General features: G+C 62.5%; 14 protein-coding genes and 1 riboswitch. Of the genes, 9 read left to right on the top strand and 5 right to left on the bottom strand.

Going from position 1 to position 16,738, the window contains the following annotated elements:
* Nucleotides 1-123 precede the first annotated feature (123 nt).
* The 6 genes from J1N02_RS16040 (at nt 124) to J1N02_RS16065 (ending at nt 7,035) form a co-directional block, all read left to right on the top strand.
* Complete coding sequence (locus tag J1N02_RS16040; protein ID WP_421147484.1) at nt 124-1,302, top strand: O-antigen ligase family protein; 1,179 nt, start codon at nt 124-126, stop codon at nt 1,300-1,302.
* Nucleotides 1,303-1,311: 9 nt separating this feature from the next.
* Nucleotides 1,312-3,120, top strand: coding sequence for a lipid A export permease/ATP-binding protein MsbA (msbA, locus tag J1N02_RS16045; RefSeq protein WP_027604935.1), 1,809 nt, complete (start codon nt 1,312-1,314; stop codon nt 3,118-3,120).
* A 153-nt stretch (nt 3,121-3,273) separates the two neighbouring features.
* A complete protein-coding gene (locus J1N02_RS16050) occupies nt 3,274-3,978 on the top strand; it encodes a sulfotransferase family 2 domain-containing protein (protein ID WP_027604934.1) in 705 nt (234 codons plus the stop codon).
* Nucleotides 3,971-4,579 carry an adenylyl-sulfate kinase gene (gene cysC / locus J1N02_RS16055; protein ID WP_027604933.1) on the top strand — a complete coding sequence of 203 codons (609 nt, stop codon included), beginning with the start codon at nt 3,971-3,973 and terminating at the stop codon, nt 4,577-4,579. Before J1N02_RS16050 ends, cysC begins: the two co-directional genes overlap by 8 nt.
* 103 nt (nt 4,580-4,682) lie before the next feature.
* Nucleotides 4,683-6,107 carry a bifunctional D-glycero-beta-D-manno-heptose-7-phosphate kinase/D-glycero-beta-D-manno-heptose 1-phosphate adenylyltransferase HldE gene (gene hldE / locus J1N02_RS16060; protein WP_027604932.1) on the top strand — a complete coding sequence of 475 codons (1,425 nt, stop codon included), beginning with the start codon at nt 4,683-4,685 and terminating at the stop codon, nt 6,105-6,107.
* Nucleotides 6,100-7,035: an NAD-dependent epimerase/dehydratase family protein gene (locus J1N02_RS16065; protein ID WP_027604931.1), complete on the top strand. Its 936-nt coding sequence runs from the start codon at nt 6,100-6,102 to the stop codon at nt 7,033-7,035. Before hldE ends, J1N02_RS16065 begins: the two co-directional genes overlap by 8 nt.
* 18 nt (nt 7,036-7,053) lie before the next feature.
* Here the strand turns inward: J1N02_RS16065 and J1N02_RS16070 are convergent, their stop codons facing one another.
* The 4 genes from J1N02_RS16070 to J1N02_RS16085 form a co-directional block, all read right to left on the bottom strand.
* The gene (locus J1N02_RS16070) at nt 7,054-8,022 is read right to left on the bottom strand and encodes a hypothetical protein (RefSeq protein WP_027604930.1); all 969 of its coding nucleotides are present in this window, start codon (nt 8,020-8,022) and stop codon (nt 7,054-7,056) included.
* Between the two features lie 41 nt (nt 8,023-8,063).
* On the bottom strand, nt 8,064-8,876 hold the full coding sequence (locus tag J1N02_RS16075) for an aldo/keto reductase (RefSeq protein WP_405126252.1): 813 nt from the start codon (nt 8,874-8,876) through the stop codon (nt 8,064-8,066).
* Nucleotides 8,873-10,048 carry an NAD(P)/FAD-dependent oxidoreductase gene (locus J1N02_RS16080; protein ID WP_027604928.1) on the bottom strand — a complete coding sequence of 392 codons (1,176 nt, stop codon included), beginning with the start codon at nt 10,046-10,048 and terminating at the stop codon, nt 8,873-8,875. Before J1N02_RS16080 ends, J1N02_RS16075 begins: the two co-directional genes overlap by 4 nt.
* Nucleotides 10,049-10,167: 119 nt before the next feature.
* On the bottom strand, nt 10,168-10,503 hold the full coding sequence (locus tag J1N02_RS16085; protein WP_027604927.1) for a DMT family transporter: 336 nt from the start codon (nt 10,501-10,503) through the stop codon (nt 10,168-10,170).
* 102 nt (nt 10,504-10,605) lie between these two features.
* On the opposite strand from J1N02_RS16085, the gene J1N02_RS16090 reads away from it, so the two are divergent.
* Both J1N02_RS16090 and waaA read left to right on the top strand, forming a co-directional pair.
* Nucleotides 10,606-11,496: a LysR family transcriptional regulator gene (locus J1N02_RS16090; RefSeq protein WP_027604926.1), complete on the top strand. Its 891-nt coding sequence runs from the start codon at nt 10,606-10,608 to the stop codon at nt 11,494-11,496.
* A gap of 23 nt (nt 11,497-11,519) precedes the next feature.
* Nucleotides 11,520-12,797 carry a lipid IV(A) 3-deoxy-D-manno-octulosonic acid transferase gene (waaA, locus tag J1N02_RS16095; RefSeq protein WP_027604925.1) on the top strand — a complete coding sequence of 426 codons (1,278 nt, stop codon included), beginning with the start codon at nt 11,520-11,522 and terminating at the stop codon, nt 12,795-12,797.
* 62 nt (nt 12,798-12,859) lie between these two features.
* Here the strand turns inward: waaA and J1N02_RS16100 are convergent, their stop codons facing one another.
* Nucleotides 12,860-14,299, bottom strand: a complete 1,440-nt coding sequence (locus tag J1N02_RS16100) for a TolC family outer membrane protein (protein WP_027604924.1) — start codon at nt 14,297-14,299, stop codon at nt 12,860-12,862.
* 196 nt (nt 14,300-14,495) lie between these two features.
* Nucleotides 14,496-14,601, top strand: a riboswitch (TPP riboswitch).
* A gap of 149 nt (nt 14,602-14,750) precedes the next feature.
* On the opposite strand from J1N02_RS16100, the gene thiC reads away from it, so the two are divergent.
* Nucleotides 14,751-16,655 (top strand): phosphomethylpyrimidine synthase ThiC, encoded by a 1,905-nt coding sequence (gene thiC, locus J1N02_RS16105; protein WP_027604923.1) that lies wholly within the window; start codon nt 14,751-14,753, stop codon nt 16,653-16,655.
* Nucleotides 16,656-16,738: the final 83 nt, after the last annotated feature.

The raw sequence follows: 16,738 nt of genomic DNA on the forward strand, positions 1-16,738 counted from the left end.
CTTGAACATTGCATCGTCGGAAAGCCTTGTGGGAGTCGCGGGCACAGTGATCGGTAATAATGCCGAAAGTTTTGGGTTTTAACCATGCCGGGTTGGCGGGTTGAACGTATTCAGGAGCGGGTGATGCAAGCAAGTCGTTGGGCGCAGGTATGGATGATTTTCGGGTTACTTTGGTTTTTGCTGGCGATTGCTTTTGCCCCGACCAATAAGATTTATCAACAGGGTTTGACGCTGTTCCTGTGGTTGCCGGCGATGGTGTTTGCCTGGTCGGCCCGTGAGCGTCTCATTGAGGTCTGGCGCGAGCAGCGCTGGCTCTGCGTGATGGTCGGGTTGCTGGCAGCTTGGGGGGCGATCAGCCTGACGTGGACCAATGCCGAGGACCCTTCGCGCGAAGCCAAGCGTCTGCTGTACATCGGCGTGTTCCTGCTGTTTTTCCCGGTACTCGCCTGTGGTCGGACCGAGCAGGTGATCCGCGTGATGCAATGGGGTGGTTTCGGCCTGGCCCTGTCGTCGCTCCTGGCGATCATCAAATTCTATGGCTTTGAGCATAACGACTGGTATGCGCGTCTCGAAGGCCTGGGTCAGTTGAGCCATCCCATCCTGGGTGCCTATGTGATCGGCCTGGCCGCCGTGTGGTTGCTGCACTGGCTGCCGCGCGGTCGCTGGATGCAGGTGGCATGGGCAGTGTCCATCGCGTTGCTTGGGTTGTTCGTGGTGCTGAGTCAAAGCCGCGGCGCCGCACTGGCGTTGTTGCTGACTGTCGTGGCAATGCCGGCCTGGTGCCGTGACCGCCGTAGCACGGTGATTGCAATTGGTGCGGTCATCGCGGCGCTGGCGGTGTTCTTCGCCATGCAGTCCCTGGTGCTGGCCCGGGGTGTGTCTTACCGCCCGCAGATCTTCATGGCCGCCGTGCAGATGATCAGCGAGCGCCCGTGGACCGGCCTGGGGCTGGGCGGGGACTACAAGGTATTTGCCGACAACCTCTTTTTCGATCACTCCCACAACCTGTTCACCCACGTGAGCATCGAGTTGGGCCTGCCCGGCCTGCTGCTGTGGTGCGGCCTGTGGTTCGGTGTGCTGTGGCAGGCCTGGAAGGCCCGCGACACGCTCTATGGCAAGGGCATCATCGGCATGTGGGTGTTTTCGTTCCTGGCCATGCAATTCGATGCCGCCAGCCTGACCGGCACGCCGCGGGCCGAGTGGTTTATCTCCTGGCTGCCGATTGCCCTGGCCAGTGTTTTGGTCTGGGCTCGGGCCAAACCCGACGCGTGTGATAAAGTTCGCGTCCTACCCAATCAGTGAGCTCGACACATGAGTGACGCACCGCCCAAAGCGGACCAGGAATCCAGCCTGAAAATCTATTTCCGGCTGCTGGGCTATGTGAAACCGTACCTCGGCATGTTCCTGCTGAGTATCGTGGGCTTCGTGATCTTCGCTTCGACCCAGCCAATGCTCGCCGGGATTCTCAAGTACTTCGTCGATGGCTTGAGCAACCCCGATGTGGTGTTCCTGCCCAAGATCCCGTTGTTCAAGGACCTGAAGTTGCTGATGGCCGTGCCGCTGCTGATCATCCTGATCGCCGCGTGGCAGGGGCTGGGGTCGTTCCTGGGCAACTACTACCTGGCCAAGGTTTCCCTGGGGCTGGTGCATGACCTGCGGGTCCAGTTGTTCAACAAGCTGCTGGTGTTGCCGAACCGCTATTTCGATACCCACAACTCCGGGCACCTGATTTCCCGTATCACCTTCAACGTGACCATGGTCACCGGTGCGGCCACCGATGCAATCAAGGTGGTGATCCGCGAAGGCCTGACGGTGGTGTTCCTGTTCGGCTACCTGCTGTGGATGAACTGGAAGCTGACCCTCGTGATGCTGGCGATCCTGCCGCTGATCGCGATCATGGTCGGCAGCACCAGCAAGAAATTCCGCAAGCAGAGCAAGAAGATCCAGGTGGCAATGGGCGATGTGACGCACGTCGCTTCGGAAACCATCCAGGGTTACCGGGTGGTGCGCAGCTTCGGTGGCGAAAGCTACGAGGAGCGTCGCTTTGCCGCCGCCAGCCAGGGCAATACCGACAAGCAACTGCGCATGAACAAGACCGGTGCGGTCTATACGCCGATGCTGCAACTGGTGATCTACACGGCCATGGCCGCGTTGATGTTCCTGGTGCTGCTGTTGCGCGGTGAAGCCACGGCGGGTGACCTGGTGGCCTACATTACTGCGGCGGGCCTGCTGCCCAAGCCTATTCGCCAGCTGTCGGAAGTCAGCTCGACGATCCAGAAAGGCGTGGCCGGTGCCGAGAGCATCTTCGAACAACTGGATGAAGAGCCCGAAGTCGACAGCGGCACTGTGGAGCGTGATCGCGTCAGCGGTCGCCTGGACGTGCGCAACCTGAGCTTCACCTACCCGGGTACGGAGCGTGAGGTGCTCAAGAACATCAGCTTCAGCGCAGCCCCTGGGCAGATGATCGCCCTGGTCGGCCGCTCGGGCAGCGGCAAGTCGACCCTGGCCAGCCTGATCCCGCGTTTCTACCATCACGAAACCGGGGAAATCCTGCTGGACGAGGTCGAGATCGAAGACTACCGCTTGCGTAACCTGCGTCGTCACGTGGCCCAGGTGACCCAGCATGTGACCTTGTTCAACGACACCGTGGCCAACAACATCGCCTACGGCGACCTCGCGGATGCACCTCGTGCCGACATCGAGAAAGCCGCCGCCGACGCCTACGCCATGGACTTCATCTCCGAGCTGCCAAAAGGCCTGGACACCGAAGTCGGTGAAAATGGCGTGCTGCTTTCCGGTGGTCAACGTCAGCGCCTGGCGATCGCCCGGGCCCTGCTGAAAAATGCCCCGCTGCTGATCCTCGATGAGGCCACTTCGGCCCTGGATACCGAGTCCGAGCGGCATATCCAGGCTGCACTGGACAAGGTCATGAAAGGTCGCACCACCCTGGTGATTGCGCACCGGTTGTCCACCATCGAGAAAGCCGACCTGATTCTGGTGATGGACCACGGCGAAATTGTCGAGCGCGGGACACATCTCGAACTGCTGGCCATGGGTGGTTATTACTCGCGCCTGCACGCCATGGGGCTGGACGAGCCGGCGACGGCAAACATCACCTGACCAGCCGGGGCGCGCAATGCGCCCCGGTGTTTGTATCGGGCCCGTTACAGGGCTTGACCAAAGCCAAATAATCCAGCGCTTGTCGTTTGTTATGTTGGCCTTCTCGATTCGAATGACGAACGAGAGGGCTAACCTTCTTGCGTGGGTATTGGAATGCTGCAACGTCTACTGTGGAAGCTGCTTCCCAAGCACCAGAGGGTGTTTCTGCTGGGGCGTTTGTCGGTGGTGGATCGCCAGGCGGTGAACAAATCCCTGTCTGGGGTAGCAACGCTTAACCCGGCTTTCGAACGACACCAGTGCGTGTTTATCCATGTGCCCAAATGCGCCGGTAGCAGCCTGTGCTCGGCACTTCTCGAGGGGCGCTGGCCGGGGCATCTGCCGTATTACTGGTATGAGCAGCAATTTCCCCAGCACTGCGAGCGCAGCTTCAAATTTGCCTTCGTACGCGACCCGCTGGAGCGTGCCTACTCGGCCTACACCTATTTGCGCGGCAACGCCATGGGCCCTCGCGACCTGCAAGCCCAGGCGCTGGTTTCCAGCTACCGTGACTTCGACCATTTCGTTGCCGGCTGGCTGCACCCGGATAACCTGCGACGCCAATTGCACTTCGCTCCCCAGACCGACTTCCTGGTCGACCACATGGGCCAGATGGCCATGGACTTTCTCGGGCGCCAGGAGTCTTTGCAGGAGGACTTCCTGCACCTGTGCGAACGCCTCGGGGTGGACTCATCCCTGCCGCATCTGAATGTTTCACTGGGGCGTCGCCACGAGGCGGTCAGGGACTTTTGCTCCTCGCGTACGCGCCGATTGGTCAGGCGTGCCTATCAACGTGACTACGAGGTGTTGGGTTATGAATAGCCAGTTGCTGACCGGCGGTTGCGCTGCCATCCGTCCCTTTTCCCTATCGCTGTCCGTGGCCGCACGGGCGGCGCTCAAGCATCAGCAGCCCTGCTGCGTATGGCTGACGGGGCTGTCCGGGTCCGGCAAGTCGACCCTGGCCAATGCCCTGGAGGTGCAACTCAATGAGCAGGGACGGCACACCTTCGTGCTCGATGGCGATAACTTGCGCGCGGGGCTGTGCAATGACCTGGGCATGAGCGATGCGGCGCGCAAGGAAAATATCCGGCGTATCGGCGAAGTGGCGCGCCTGATGGTGGACGCCGGCTTGATTGTCATTGTGTCGGCGATCTCGCCGTTCAGCGTCGATCGCGCGAGCGCCAGGGCGCTGTTCGGGCCGGAGCAGTTCTTTGAGATTTATGTCAGCACGCCCTTTGACGTATGTGCCCGGCGCGATCCCAAGGGCTTGTACCGCGCCGCACTGGAGGGGCGCATCAAGGCCTTCACCGGGTTGGACAGCCCCTATGAGGCACCGCTTGCGGCCGACTGCGAAATCAATACCGATGAGGTCGAGCTGGCCGAAGCCGTGGAGCACATCCTGGCGACACTGTTTAAAAAGTGATCAGTTTCAGTGCCTGATGCATCGCGGATAAAGCTCTCGAACTAGGCGGCGCTCACCCTGTGCTAATATCGCGCCCCTGTTCATTTTGTATGTGGGTTGCTCCATGAAGTTGTCCATGCCGCGATTCGATCAAGCCCCTGTCTTGGTGGTCGGCGATGTCATGCTCGACCGTTACTGGCATGGCGGTACCTCACGGATTTCCCCTGAGGCGCCGGTACCGGTAGTCAAGGTCGAGCAAATCGAAGACCGTCCAGGTGGCGCTGCCAACGTTGCCCTCAATATTGCCGCCCTCGGCGCCCCGGCCTCCCTGGTCGGTGTGACCGGCGACGACGAAGCCGCCGACAGCCTGGCCAACAGCCTGCGCGGCGCCGGCGTGCGCGCGCTGTTCCAGCGCATTGCCCATCAGCCGACCATCGTCAAGCTGAGGGTGATGAGCCGTCACCAGCAATTGCTGCGTATCGATTTTGAAGAACCCTTCGCCACCGACGCCCTGGCCCTCAGCGGCCAGGTCGACGCGTTGCTTGAAGGTATCAAGGTGCTGGTGTTGTCCGACTACGGCAAAGGCGCCCTGAAGAACCACCAGGAACTGATCCAGGCCGCCAAGGCGCGGAACATTCCGGTACTGGCCGATCCCAAGGGCAAGGACTTCTCGATTTATCGAGGTGCCAGCCTGATCACACCGAACCTCAGCGAGTTCGAAGCCATCGTCGGCGGTTGCGCCGATGAGCACGACCTGGTGAGCAAAGGCGCGGCACTCATGGCCGACCTTGACCTCGGCGCCTTGCTGGTGACCCGTGGCGAGCACGGCATGACCCTGCTGCGTCCCGGTCACCCGGCGATGCACCTGCCGGCGCGTGCCCGTGAAGTGTTTGACGTCACCGGTGCCGGTGACACCGTGATTTCCACCCTGGCGGCCTCCATTGCGGCCGGCGAAGAGTTGCCCCACGCCGTGGCCCTGGCCAACCTGGCGGCGGGTATTGTGGTCGGCAAGCTGGGGACGGCCGCGATCAGCGCGCCTGAACTGCGCCGGGCGATCCAGCGCTCCGAAGGTTCGGAACGTGGTGTGCTGAGCATCGAGCAATTGCTGCTGGCGATTGACGATGCCCGTGCCCACAACGAAAGCATTGTGTTCACCAATGGCTGTTTCGACATCCTCCACGCCGGCCATGTGACCTACCTGGAGCAGGCTCGCGCCCAAGGTGATCGGCTGATCGTCGCGGTCAACGATGACGCGTCGGTCAGCCGCCTGAAAGGCCCTGGCCGTCCGATCAACAGCGTCGACCGACGCATGGCGGTATTGGCCGGGTTGGGCGCGGTGGATTGGGTGATCAGCTTCCCTGAAGCCACCCCGGAAAACCTGCTGGCCCAGGTCAAGCCGGACGTGCTGGTCAAGGGCGGCGACTACTCCGTCGACCAGGTGGTCGGTGCCGACATCGTCAGCGCCTACGGCGGCAAGGTCAAAGTGCTGGGCCTGGTTGAGAACAGCTCGACCACCGCCATTGTCGAGAAGATCCGCAGCAATGAGTAAGGCTGATCCGTTGGTCCTGATCACCGGTGGCGCGGGCTTCATTGGCTCGCACCTGGTCGACGCGCTGCTTGCCAAGAGCTACGCAGTGCGAGTGCTGGATAACCTGTCCACGGGCAAACGCAGCAACCTGCCGCTGGACAACCCGCGCGTCGAGCTGCTCGAGGGGGATGTCGCCGATGCCGGAATGGTGGCGCGTGCCGCTGTCGGTGCGACGGCGGTGGTGCACCTGGCGGCGGTCGCTTCCGTGCAGGCTTCGGTGGATGACCCGGTCAGCACGCACCAGAGCAATTTCGTCGGTACCTTGAATGTCTGCGAAGCCATGCGCAAAGCCGGTGTGAAGCGGGTGGTATTCGCTTCCAGCGCGGCGGTGTATGGCAACAACGGCGAAGGTGCTTCCATTGACGAAGAGACCGCCAAGGCGCCGTTGACGCCCTATGCCTCGGACAAGTTGGCCGGCGAGCATTACTTCGACTTCTACCGGCGCCAGCATGGCCTGGAACCGGTGATTTTCCGCTTCTTCAATATCTTCGGCCCGCGCCAGGATCCGTCATCGCCGTACTCCGGCGTGATCAGCATCTTCAGCGAACGGGCTCAGCAAGGCCTGCCGATTGCCGTGTTCGGCGATGGCGAGCAGACCCGCGACTTCATGTACGTGGAAGACCTGGTGGACGTGCTGGTGCAGGCCATCGAAGCCCCGGACGCGCCGTTGGGGGCGATCAACGTCGGCTGGAACCGCACGACTACCCTCAAGCAGGTGCTGCAGGCGCTGGAAGAGGCCATTGGTACGTTGCCTGCCGTGACTTACGGCCCGGCACGCTCGGGAGACATTCGGCATTCGCGGGCAAATAACCAGCGTTTGCTGGCCAGCTTCAAGCTGCCTGAGCCGACCCCGTTGACGGTTGGCCTGGCGCGGTTGCTCAAGGGCTGATCCAGCAGAAACCAGCCCTCATCGGCTGGTTTTTTTCTTTGGCACGATCTTGCGCAGCATCTGGCGCGCCTTGCCGGTCAGGCGCTTCAATTTCGATTCTTTCTCAGGCTCCGCCAGGCCTTGCTGCCGCAGCCAATCCTTCCAGCGAATGCGTTCGTCGCGCACCAGCCAGCCTTCCTGCTGGGCGAAGCTTTCCGCCAGGTACAGACCGCGGGTGCTGGCGGGGTAGAGCTGGTCTTTCTTGACAGTGTAGAGCTCGGCGAGCGGTTGGCCGTCTTTCAATGGCATCAGGTACAGGTCCGGGCGCTGGCGGTCCAGGCGTGCCACCAGTTGGTCGCCTTCAAGCCGCTCATCCACATGGAACAGGCTCAGGGATTTGGCTTCCTTCGGCACTTCCAGGCGCAAGTCATAAATCAGTTGCAGCGACGCGGTCGGCACATGCACATAGGCCCGCGGGCGCTCGATCAGTTGGGTGGTTGCGCAACGTACCGGGCGTGCGGCCCCTGACAAAGGGCTCAGGCGAAACGGCAAGGCTTCGCGGTAATGCAGCGCGGCGGAGTAGGGGGCCGGCAACCAGGTGTCGTTGAAGCGCCCGCCGAGCCAGCCTTCCGGGGTCTCCAGCAGGCACTCCTCGGCAATCTCCTGGATGGCGGTGTGCAGCGGCAGGTTCAGTTCATGGGCGGGCACGTAGCCGGAGATCAGCTTGAGCACCACATCGCCACGGTCCTGGCGACGCTGGCGCACCAACACCCAGTAATCCTTGTTTTGCCAGTGCAGTGTCAGGCGCACCGATACGCCGAGGTTGGCCAGTTCCAGGGCGAAGCGTTCGGCATCCGGCACCTCTACCGGCTTGCGCCGTTGCAGGGTCTGGGCGAAGTTGAGCGGCATACCCACGCTCTGGTAGCTCAGGCCTTCGGGGGTGGCTTCGACGTGCAGGGGCAGTGTCTTGAAGTTGCTGGGGTTTTTTCTTATGAGCGTTCGCGGCATGTCGGCTCCTTCTTGCGACGGGGTCGGCCGCGTCGGCGGCATCAGAGTTGACGAATGACCTTGGCAGCGGTCGCCACGTTATGGGCCAGGTGCAGCGGATTGATGGTCCCGACAATAGCACTGGCGACGCCCGTTTGCGCAAACAACAGCATGAAACTGGCGTGTATTGGATCCATTCCCGGTTCCAGGCAGACGTGGCCGCTGGCCAGCGCCTTTTTGACCAGGATGCCCTTGCCATGGGCCGCCGCATACTCAATGACGGCTTTTTCCGCCTGTTCGTTCAGATTGTAGGTGACCATCGCGCAATCACCTTGTTCCAGAGCCCTCACGCCACCTTCGACGGTTTTGCCGGAGAAGCCGAAACCGCGAATCTTGCCCTCTTGTTTCAACTGCGCGAGGGTCGGGTACACCTCACAGTCGTTGAGGATGTGCAGGTCGTTGCCATCGGAGTGCACCAGCACCAGATCGATAAAATCCGTTTCAAGTCGTTTCAAGCTGCGCTCGATCGACATCCGTGTATGGGCAGCGCTGAAATCATGGCGGGACAGGCCTGCTTCGAACTCCTCGCCGACCTTGCTGACAATCACCCAGTCCTGGCGCTGGCCGCGCAGCAGTGGCCCCAGGCGTTCTTCGCTGCGCCCGTAGGCGGGTGCGGTATCGATCAGGTTGATGCCCAGCTGGCGGGCCTGGCGCAGCAACATCCGTGCTTCGTCGTCATCGGGAATGGTGAAACCGCTGGGGTACTTCACACCCTGGTCGCGGCCCAGCTTGACGGTGCCGAGGCCGAGCGGCGACACCAGCAGGCCGGTGCTGCCCAAGGGGCGGTGCAGGTCGTGCAGGGTCGGCAGGCTCATGGCAACAGTTGCTCCCAGGCCGGTACGCCGATGGCGGGTTTTGGCAGGTCGGGCAAAGGCTCCGATGCGGTTGGGCGGATGCCGTCGCGTTCGAGGCTGTTGATCACGCGATCGGCGAAATCCGGCGCCAGCGCCAGTTTGGTCGGCCAGCCCACCAGCAGGCGGCCCTCTTCGGCGACGAAGGCGTTGTCAGGCCGGCTCAGGCCCGATTGCAGAGGCTCTGCGCGGTCGACCCGCAGCGTCGCCCAGCGGGTCTGGCTCATATCGATCCAGGGCAGCAGGTGCGCCAGCTCTTTCCGGGCGGTGGCTATCTGTTCTTCGGGTGTGCGTGCCACGCCGTCGGCCTCGGCAATGTCGCCGCCCAGGTACCACACCCAATTGCCATCGGCAGCCGGGTGCGTGGTGACGGTGATGCGCGGCTTGGTACCGCCGCCCAGGCAGTGGGCGTACAGCGGCTTCAGGCCTGGGCCCTTGGCGATGATCATATGCAACGGGCGTTTCTGCATGGCCGGCTGGCTCAGGCCCAGGGCGGCGAGCAGTTCGGCGGTACCGCCGCCGGCGCTCAGGACGATGCGCTGGGCGCGGATTTCGCGGCCATCGACCTTCAGGCCCACCAGGGTGTCGCCTTCGCGCAGTGGTTCGATGCGCTGCCCGGCGAGCAAGCCGTCACCGGCCAGTTGCGCCAGGCGTTCGATCACGCTGGGTACGTCCACCACCAGTTCGGCCAGGCGATAGACCTTGCCCTTGAAGCCACGGTCTTGCAGGGCCGGCGGCAGGTCGTCGCCCTTGACCTGATCGACACGGCCGCGCACGGCCTTGCTGGCAAAAAAGCTGGTGAGGTTGCCGGCGATCGTGCCAGGGGACCACAGGTAATGGGCTTGCGAGAGCACGCGCACGCCGGACAGGTCCAGCTCGCCGTCACCGGCCAGGGCTTCACGCCAGCGGCGCGGCATATCGGCAATGGCTTCGGAGGCGCCGGTGAGGGCGCCGTGCAGGGCATATTTGGCACCGCCGTGGATAATCCCCTGGGATTTCACGCTTTGCCCGCCACCTAATGTGGCGTTTTCCACCAGCACCGTGGAAAACCCCTGGCGGCGTAGGCGCGCATTCAGCCAGAGGCCGGCAACTCCGGCGCCGACAATCAGGACGTCGGTGGAAATAACGGATGGCATGGGCGACCTCATTTCAAAACAAGGCCGCAAGTATACATCCCGCACCATGCACACCGCAGGCGCTGTCGCGCTTTAGCGAGGCGGCGAGTCCTGGATTCAATGGAGGCTCAAGTGAACACTCAATGCCCGGCGGTTTTCGAAAACAGCTGGATGACCACCACGCCCAGCACAATCAGGCCCATCCCCAGCATCGCCGGCACATCGAGCTTCTGCCCATAGATAAACAGCGCGGCAATGCTGACCATCACGATGCCCATCCCGGCCCATACCGCATAGGCCACGCCGACGGGCACGGTACGCACCACCAGGGTCAGCATCCAGAACGCCACGCCATAGCCGACGATCACCAGCAACAGCGGGATGGGAGTACTCCAGCCCTTGATGGCTTTCATGGAAACGGTAGCGATCACTTCCGAGCAGATGGCAATAGCCAGGTAGCAGTAGGCGGCGTTCATGGGTGAGTCCTCGGTGTAAAGCAATCTGATAAGGCCGGCATTCTAGAGTTTTATCAGATGGGGTAAAGTCATTACCTATCCGAAATTAAGATGGGTTGTGGCATGAGCATGCAATGGAACCTGGAGCAGATGCGTTTGTTTGTCAGCGTCGCCGAGCAGCGTTCGTTTTCAGCGGTGGCGCGCGGGCAGCGCAAGGCGCAATCGGCAGTCAGCAACGCGATTGCGATGCTGGAGACGGACCTTGGCGTGAGCCTGTTCGACCGTAGCAGCGGCCGCCAGCCCAGCCTGACCGAAGCCGGCAGTGTGTTGCTGGAGGAGGCCCGCGAAGTGCTGCGCCAATGTGAGCGCCTCAATGGCCGGGCACTGTCACTGACCCGCGGTGAAGAAGCCTGCCTGCGCCTGGCCCAGGATGAAGCCATGTTGTTCCAGCCGGTACTCGACAGCCTTGAGGCGCTGGCGGGGCAGTACCCGCTGCTGGAAGTACAACTGTCCAGCGCCGCCCAGGGCGATGTGGCGCGCAAGTTGGTGGAGCGCCAGGCCGACCTGGGCCTGCTGTTCTATCACGACCAGATCCCCGAAGCCCTGGAGCGGCGGGTGGTGGGCAGTGTGGAGATGGTCACGGTGTGCGGCGTGAACCACCCGCTGGCCAAGGAGTCGTACGTGACCTGCCAGCACCTGGCCCAGTTTCGCCAGTTGTTGATGTCGACCCAGACCAGTGTCTACCCCGGCAGCGAAGCGGCCAGCCCGCTGGTGTGGCGTGCCGACAGCTTCTACGTACTGGCCGAGTGGCTGATGAGCGGCCTGGGCTGGGCGTGGCTGCCACGGCATATCGTGCAATACCCGACCTATCAGCAGCAGATGGTGGAATTGGACAGCGAATGGACGCCACCGGCCCTGGTGGTGGAGCTGGTCTGGCGGCGCGACGAGCACCTGGGCCCCGCCGCGCGCTTTCTCGCCAAACGTTTTGCCGAGTGCTTGCAGGCGATCGACTGAAAAAGCCGATAAACTCCGCCGCCATGAATAGAACTCTCTACAGCTGTCTGTTTTACCTGGCGCTGCCGTTGGTGGCCTTACGTCTCTGGTTGCGTGCACGCAAGGCGCCGGCCTATGCCCGGCGCGTCGGCGAGCGGTTTTCCTATGGCTTGCCGGTGATGCAACCGGGCGGGATCTGGGTGCATGCGGTGTCGGTGGGCGAGAGCATTGCCGCGGCGCCGATGATCCGCGGTTTGTTGGCGCGTTATCCACAGCTGCCGGTCACCGTCACCTGCATGACGCCCACCGGTTCCGAGCGCATCCAGGCGTTGTTCGCCAACGAGCCGCGCATCCAGCATTGCTACCTGCCTTACGATTTGCCCTGTGCAGCCAAGCGTTTTCTCGATCGTGTACAGCCCAGGCTGGCGGTGATCATGGAGACGGAGTTGTGGCCCAACCATATCCACGCCTGTGCCCGGCGCGGTATTCCGGTGGCTTTGGCCAATGCGCGGCTGTCGGCGCGCTCGGCCAAGGGCTATGCGCGTTTTGCCAGGCTGACGGCGCCGATGTTATCGGAAATGAGCCTGTTCGCGGTACAGACCGAGACCGAGGCCCAGCGCTTCCTGAGCCTGGGCGCACGCGCGGAAACCGTCGAAGTCACCGGTTCGATCAAGTTCGACCTGACCATCGACCCCGAGCTGCCGCTGCGCGCCGCCGCCCTGCGCGAGCAATGGGGCGCCGCCGAGCGCCCGGTGTGGATCGCTGCCAGCACCCACGAAGGCGAAGATGACGTGGTGCTGGCGGCCCACCGGCAACTGCTCGAGAGCTATCCCAACGCGCTGCTGATCCTGGTGCCGCGTCATCAGGAGCGCTTCGGCCCGATGTTCGAGTTGTGTGCGCAACAAGGGTTTGCCACGGTGCGTCGCTCCAGCGGCGAGCCGGTGACCGCGCAAACGTCGGTACTGCTCGGCGATACCATGGGCGAGCTGTTGTTTCTCTATGCCCTGGCGGACAGTGCCTTTGTCGGCGGCAGCCTGGTCGCGACCGGCGGGCACAACCCGCTGGAACCGGCGGCGCTGGCCAAGCCGGTGATCATGGGGCCCCATGTGTTCAACTTCCTCGAAATCAGCGCGATGATGCGCGAAGCGGGGGCGTTGCGAGAGGTGGAGGACGCAGAAGGGCTGGCCGAGGCCGTACGCCAGCTGTTCGAACTGCCGCAGGATGCACGCCGGATGGCACAGGCGGGGCTCAAGGTGATGCAGGCTAACCAGGGGGCGCTTAAGCGCTTGCTGGATGGTTTGGATCGACTGATAGCTCACTGACTTAACACCGTTACCAATATGGGAGGGAACAAGCCCGCTCCCACATTGGTTTCGCGGTGCGCTCAGTAGCCCGGGCGAGCCTTGAGCTGCTCGGCGGCCGCCTTGGCCAGGTCCGGTGGCAGGAAGTCACGATCCGGGTTGTAGTCGGCCTTGAGGTAGCGCGTCAGGTCCTGCAGGTCCCCTGGGTTCAAGGTGCCCGCCGCCTGTTTCAGGCGCAGGTTGTCGAGGATGTAGTCATAGCGGCTGTTGTTGTAGTTGCGCACCGACGCGTAGAGCTGGCGCTGTGAGTCCAGCACATCGACTATATTGCGCGTACCCACCTGGTAACCGATTTCCGTGGCTTCCACGGCGCTCTGGTTGGAGATGATCGACTGGCGGCGCGCCTGGACCTGTTCCACATCGGTGTTCACCGCACGGTGCAGGTTGCGCGTGTTTTCCACCACCTGGCGACGCAGGCCTTCGCGTTGCTGCTCGGTCTGGCCCAGGCGCGAATACGACTCCCGCACCTGCGAGCTGGTCAGGCCGCCGCTGTAGATCGGGATGTTCAGGCGCAGGCCGATGGTGCGCTGCTCCACATCGCCACGGTAGGGCGTGCCAAAGGCATTCGGGTTGCTGAAGCCAAGGGCGTCGTTGTCACCTTTTTCATACTGTGCGACGGCGTCCAGGGTCGGTGCGTGGCCGGCCTTGCGCTGCTTGAGGGTTTCTTCGGCGGCCGTGACGGCGTAGTTGCTGGCCAGCAGGTTCAGGTTCTGGCGACCGGCGGTCTCGACCCAGGCCTTGGCGTCGTTGGGCAGCGGCGGCAACACCGGCAGCGTGTGGACAATGCCCTGTATCGAGTTGTACTGGCGGTTGGTCAGGGTAATCAGCGCTTCAAAGGCATCGTCCACCTGGCGCTGGGCCAGGATCCGGTTGGCCCGTGCAGTGTCATAGCTGGCCTGGGATTGCAGCACATCGGTCTTGTCCGACAGGCCCACGTCGAAGCGCTCGTTGGATTGATCCAGCTGGCGCTTGAAGGCATTTTCCTCGGCCTTGGTCGAGGCCAGGTTGTCCTGGGCGCGCAGCACGGCGAAGTAGCTCTCGGCGCTTTGCAGGATCAGGTTCTGTTCGGTGGCCGAGAGTTGCAGCGCCGCCTGTTCGTTGGTGGCTTCGGCGGCTTGCAGTTGGAACCAGCGATCGGCGCGGAACAGCGGCTGGCTCAGGGTTGCGCGCCAGGAGTGGGCATCGCGGTTGGCGGTGGCGGCGGGTGTGTCGATCTGGGTGCGCACGTTATTGATGTCGGCACCGCCCGACAGGTTCGGCAGCAACCCCGCGCGGGCCTGGGGCACGACTTCTTTCTGCGCGCCGTATTGGGCGCGGGCGGCGGCCAGGTCGGCGTTGTTGTCCACTGCTTCCTGATAGACGCTGACCAGGTCAGTTTTGGCGGACAAGGGCGCTTCAGCTGCCCAGACCATTCCGTTGGTCGCACAAGACACGGCGAGAGCCAGTGAGAGTTTGCGCAGCATGAGGCGATCCCTAGTGTGAATATTACGGCGATAATTTAGCGCCCAAGGCTAAGACGGGCCATTCCTGGCGTCAAGCATTGTGGCGGCAATCGAGTGTAGTGGCGCTGACTCGGCGCAACAATCCCGCAATCACGCCATTCATCACGCTGAATGCACCGCTATTGGCAATTTGCCCACGGCATGGTCTAGACTGGCCAAGTTCTTGTCGGGGTGCCTTGTTGGAAGGCTGAGATCGGTAAATACCGGATCCCGTTGAACCTGATCAGGTTAACGCCTGCGTAGGGAACAAGATTTCTCGTCCCCCGGCGAGTCCTCTTGTGCTTCGTCCGGGATGTTGTTCGACCTTCGAACAACCCTCGTGCACCAAGCACAGCACTGGTTTCAGTGCATCCGTCCGTCACAGGTTCGCTCCGACAAAAAAACCACCGCCTGGATAGTTGGAGAGCCCGTGATGAGCACAGAAATAAAAAGTACAAAACTGAAAAACACCGTGCACTTGAGTGAATCGGCCAAGGTCGACTCCGGCTCTGTGCAGCCGTTTACCCGCTCGCAAAAAATCTACGTGCAGGGCACTCGCCCGGACATTCGCGTACCCATGCGTGAAATCAGCCTGGACGTGACCCCCACCGACTTCGGCGGCGAAATCAATGCGCCCGTGGTGGTCTACGACACCTCCGGCCCGTACACCGACCCGAATGTGATCATCGACGTGCGCAAAGGCCTGGGCGATGTGCGCTCGCCGTGGATCGAAGCGCGTGGCGACACCGAGCGCCTGTCGGGCTTGAGTTCGCACTTTGGCCAACAGCGCCTGAGCGATGCGGAGCTGACTGCGCTGCGTTTCGCCCACGTGAAAAACCCGCGCCGCGCCAAGGCCGGGGCCAACGTCACCCAGATGCACTACGCGCGCAAAGGCATCATCACCGCCGAGATGGAATACGTCGCCATCCGCGAAAACATGAAGCTGGAAGAAGCCCGCGCCAGTGGCCTGCTCGACCAGCAACACGCCGGCCACAGCTTCGGCGCCAGCGTGCCGAAAATCATCACCCCTGAATTCGTGCGTGAAGAAATCGCCCGTGGCCGCGCGATCATCCCGGCCAACATCAACCACACCGAACTGGAACCGATGATCATCGGCCGTAACTTCCTGGTGAAGATCAACGGCAACATCGGCAACAGCGCCCTGGGTTCGTCCATCGAAGAAGAAGTGGCGAAACTCACCTGGGGCATTCGCTGGGGCTCGGACACCGTGATGGACCTGTCCACCGGCAAGCACATCCACGAAACCCGTGAGTGGATCATCCGCAACTCGCCGGTGCCGATCGGTACCGTGCCGATCTACCAGGCCCTGGAAAAAGTCGGCGGCGCGGCCGAAGACCTGACCTGGGAGCTGTTCCGCGACACCCTGATCGAACAGGCCGAGCAGGGCGTCGATTACTTCACCATCCACGCCGGCGTGCTGCTGCGCTACGTGCCGCTGACCGCCAAGCGCGTCACCGGCATCGTGTCCCGTGGCGGTTCGATCATGGCCAAGTGGTGCCTGGCGCACCACAAAGAGAACTTCACCTACACGCATTTCGACGAAATCTGCGAAATCATGAAGGCCTATGATGTCAGCTTCTCCCTCGGCGACGGCCTGCGCCCGGGCTCGATTGCCGACGCCAACGACGCCGCGCAGTTCGGCGAACTGGAAACCCTTGGCGAGCTGACCAAGATCGCCTGGAAGCACGACGTGCAAACCATGATCGAAGGCCCTGGCCACGTGCCGATGCAGTTGATCAAGGAGAACATGGACAAGCAGCTCGAATGCTGCGACGAAGCGCCGTTCTACACCCTTGGCCCACTGACCACCGACATCGCGCCGGGCTATGACCACATTACCTCCGGCATCGGTGCGGCGATGATCGGCTGGTTCGGTTGCGCCATGCTCTGCTACGTCACGCCCAAGGAGCACCTGGGTCTGCCGAACAAGGATGACGTGAAGACCGGGATCATCACCTACAAGATCGCCGCCCATGCGGCGGACTTGGCCAAGGGGCATCCGGGCGCGCAGATCCGCGATAACGCCTTGAGCAAGGCGCGCTTCGAGTTCCGCTGGGAAGACCAGTTCAACCTCGGCCTGGACCCGGACACCGCGCGTTCGTACCACGACGAAACCCTGCCGAAGGACTCGGCCAAGGTCGCGCACTTCTGCTCCATGTGCGGGCCGAAGTTCTGCTCGATGAAAATCACCCAGGAAGTGCGCGAGTACGCGGCCAACCAGCGCATTGACGCGGTGGATGTGGATGTGGCCAAGGGCCTGGCGGAGCAGGCGGAGCGGTTCAAGCAGGAAGGCAGTCAGTTGTACAAGAAGGTCTGACCCAGAGACGGCGGTGCCTGTACCGCCGTTATCGGGGGCAAGCCCCCTCCCACATTTTGAATGGCGAACACATTCAAGTGTGG

The organism is Pseudomonas sp. NFX5, from assembly GCF_049132125.1.
In the GTDB taxonomy this organism is placed as follows: Bacteria; Pseudomonadota; Gammaproteobacteria; order Pseudomonadales; family Pseudomonadaceae; genus Aquipseudomonas; species Aquipseudomonas marginalis.

Bases quoted from the DNA above. Each gene is read 5' to 3' on its own strand.
- msbA (WP_027604935.1), top strand. From the start codon at position 1,312: ATGAGTGACGCACCGCCCAAAGCGGACCAGGAATCCAGCCTGAAAATC.
- hldE (WP_027604932.1), top strand. From the start codon at position 4,683: ATGAAGTTGTCCATGCCGCGATTCGATCAAGCCCCTGTCTTGGTGGTC.
- J1N02_RS16050 (WP_027604934.1), top strand. From the start codon at position 3,274: ATGCTGCAACGTCTACTGTGGAAGCTGCTTCCCAAGCACCAGAGGGTG.
- J1N02_RS16080 (WP_027604928.1), bottom strand. From the start codon at position 10,048: ATGCCATCCGTTATTTCCACCGACGTCCTGATTGTCGGCGCCGGAGTT.
- thiC (WP_027604923.1), top strand. From the start codon at position 14,751: ATGAGCACAGAAATAAAAAGTACAAAACTGAAAAACACCGTGCACTTG.
- J1N02_RS16070 (WP_027604930.1), bottom strand. From the start codon at position 8,022: ATGCCGCGAACGCTCATAAGAAAAAACCCCAGCAACTTCAAGACACTG.
- J1N02_RS16090 (WP_027604926.1), top strand. From the start codon at position 10,606: ATGAGCATGCAATGGAACCTGGAGCAGATGCGTTTGTTTGTCAGCGTC.
- J1N02_RS16040 (WP_421147484.1), top strand. From the start codon at position 124: ATGCAAGCAAGTCGTTGGGCGCAGGTATGGATGATTTTCGGGTTACTT.
- J1N02_RS16065 (WP_027604931.1), top strand. From the start codon at position 6,100: ATGAGTAAGGCTGATCCGTTGGTCCTGATCACCGGTGGCGCGGGCTTC.
- cysC (WP_027604933.1), top strand. From the start codon at position 3,971: ATGAATAGCCAGTTGCTGACCGGCGGTTGCGCTGCCATCCGTCCCTTT.
- J1N02_RS16085 (WP_027604927.1), bottom strand. From the start codon at position 10,503: ATGAACGCCGCCTACTGCTACCTGGCTATTGCCATCTGCTCGGAAGTG.
- J1N02_RS16100 (WP_027604924.1), bottom strand. From the start codon at position 14,299: ATGCTGCGCAAACTCTCACTGGCTCTCGCCGTGTCTTGTGCGACCAAC.
- J1N02_RS16075 (WP_405126252.1), bottom strand. From the start codon at position 8,876: ATGAGCCTGCCGACCCTGCACGACCTGCACCGCCCCTTGGGCAGCACC.
- waaA (WP_027604925.1), top strand. From the start codon at position 11,520: ATGAATAGAACTCTCTACAGCTGTCTGTTTTACCTGGCGCTGCCGTTG.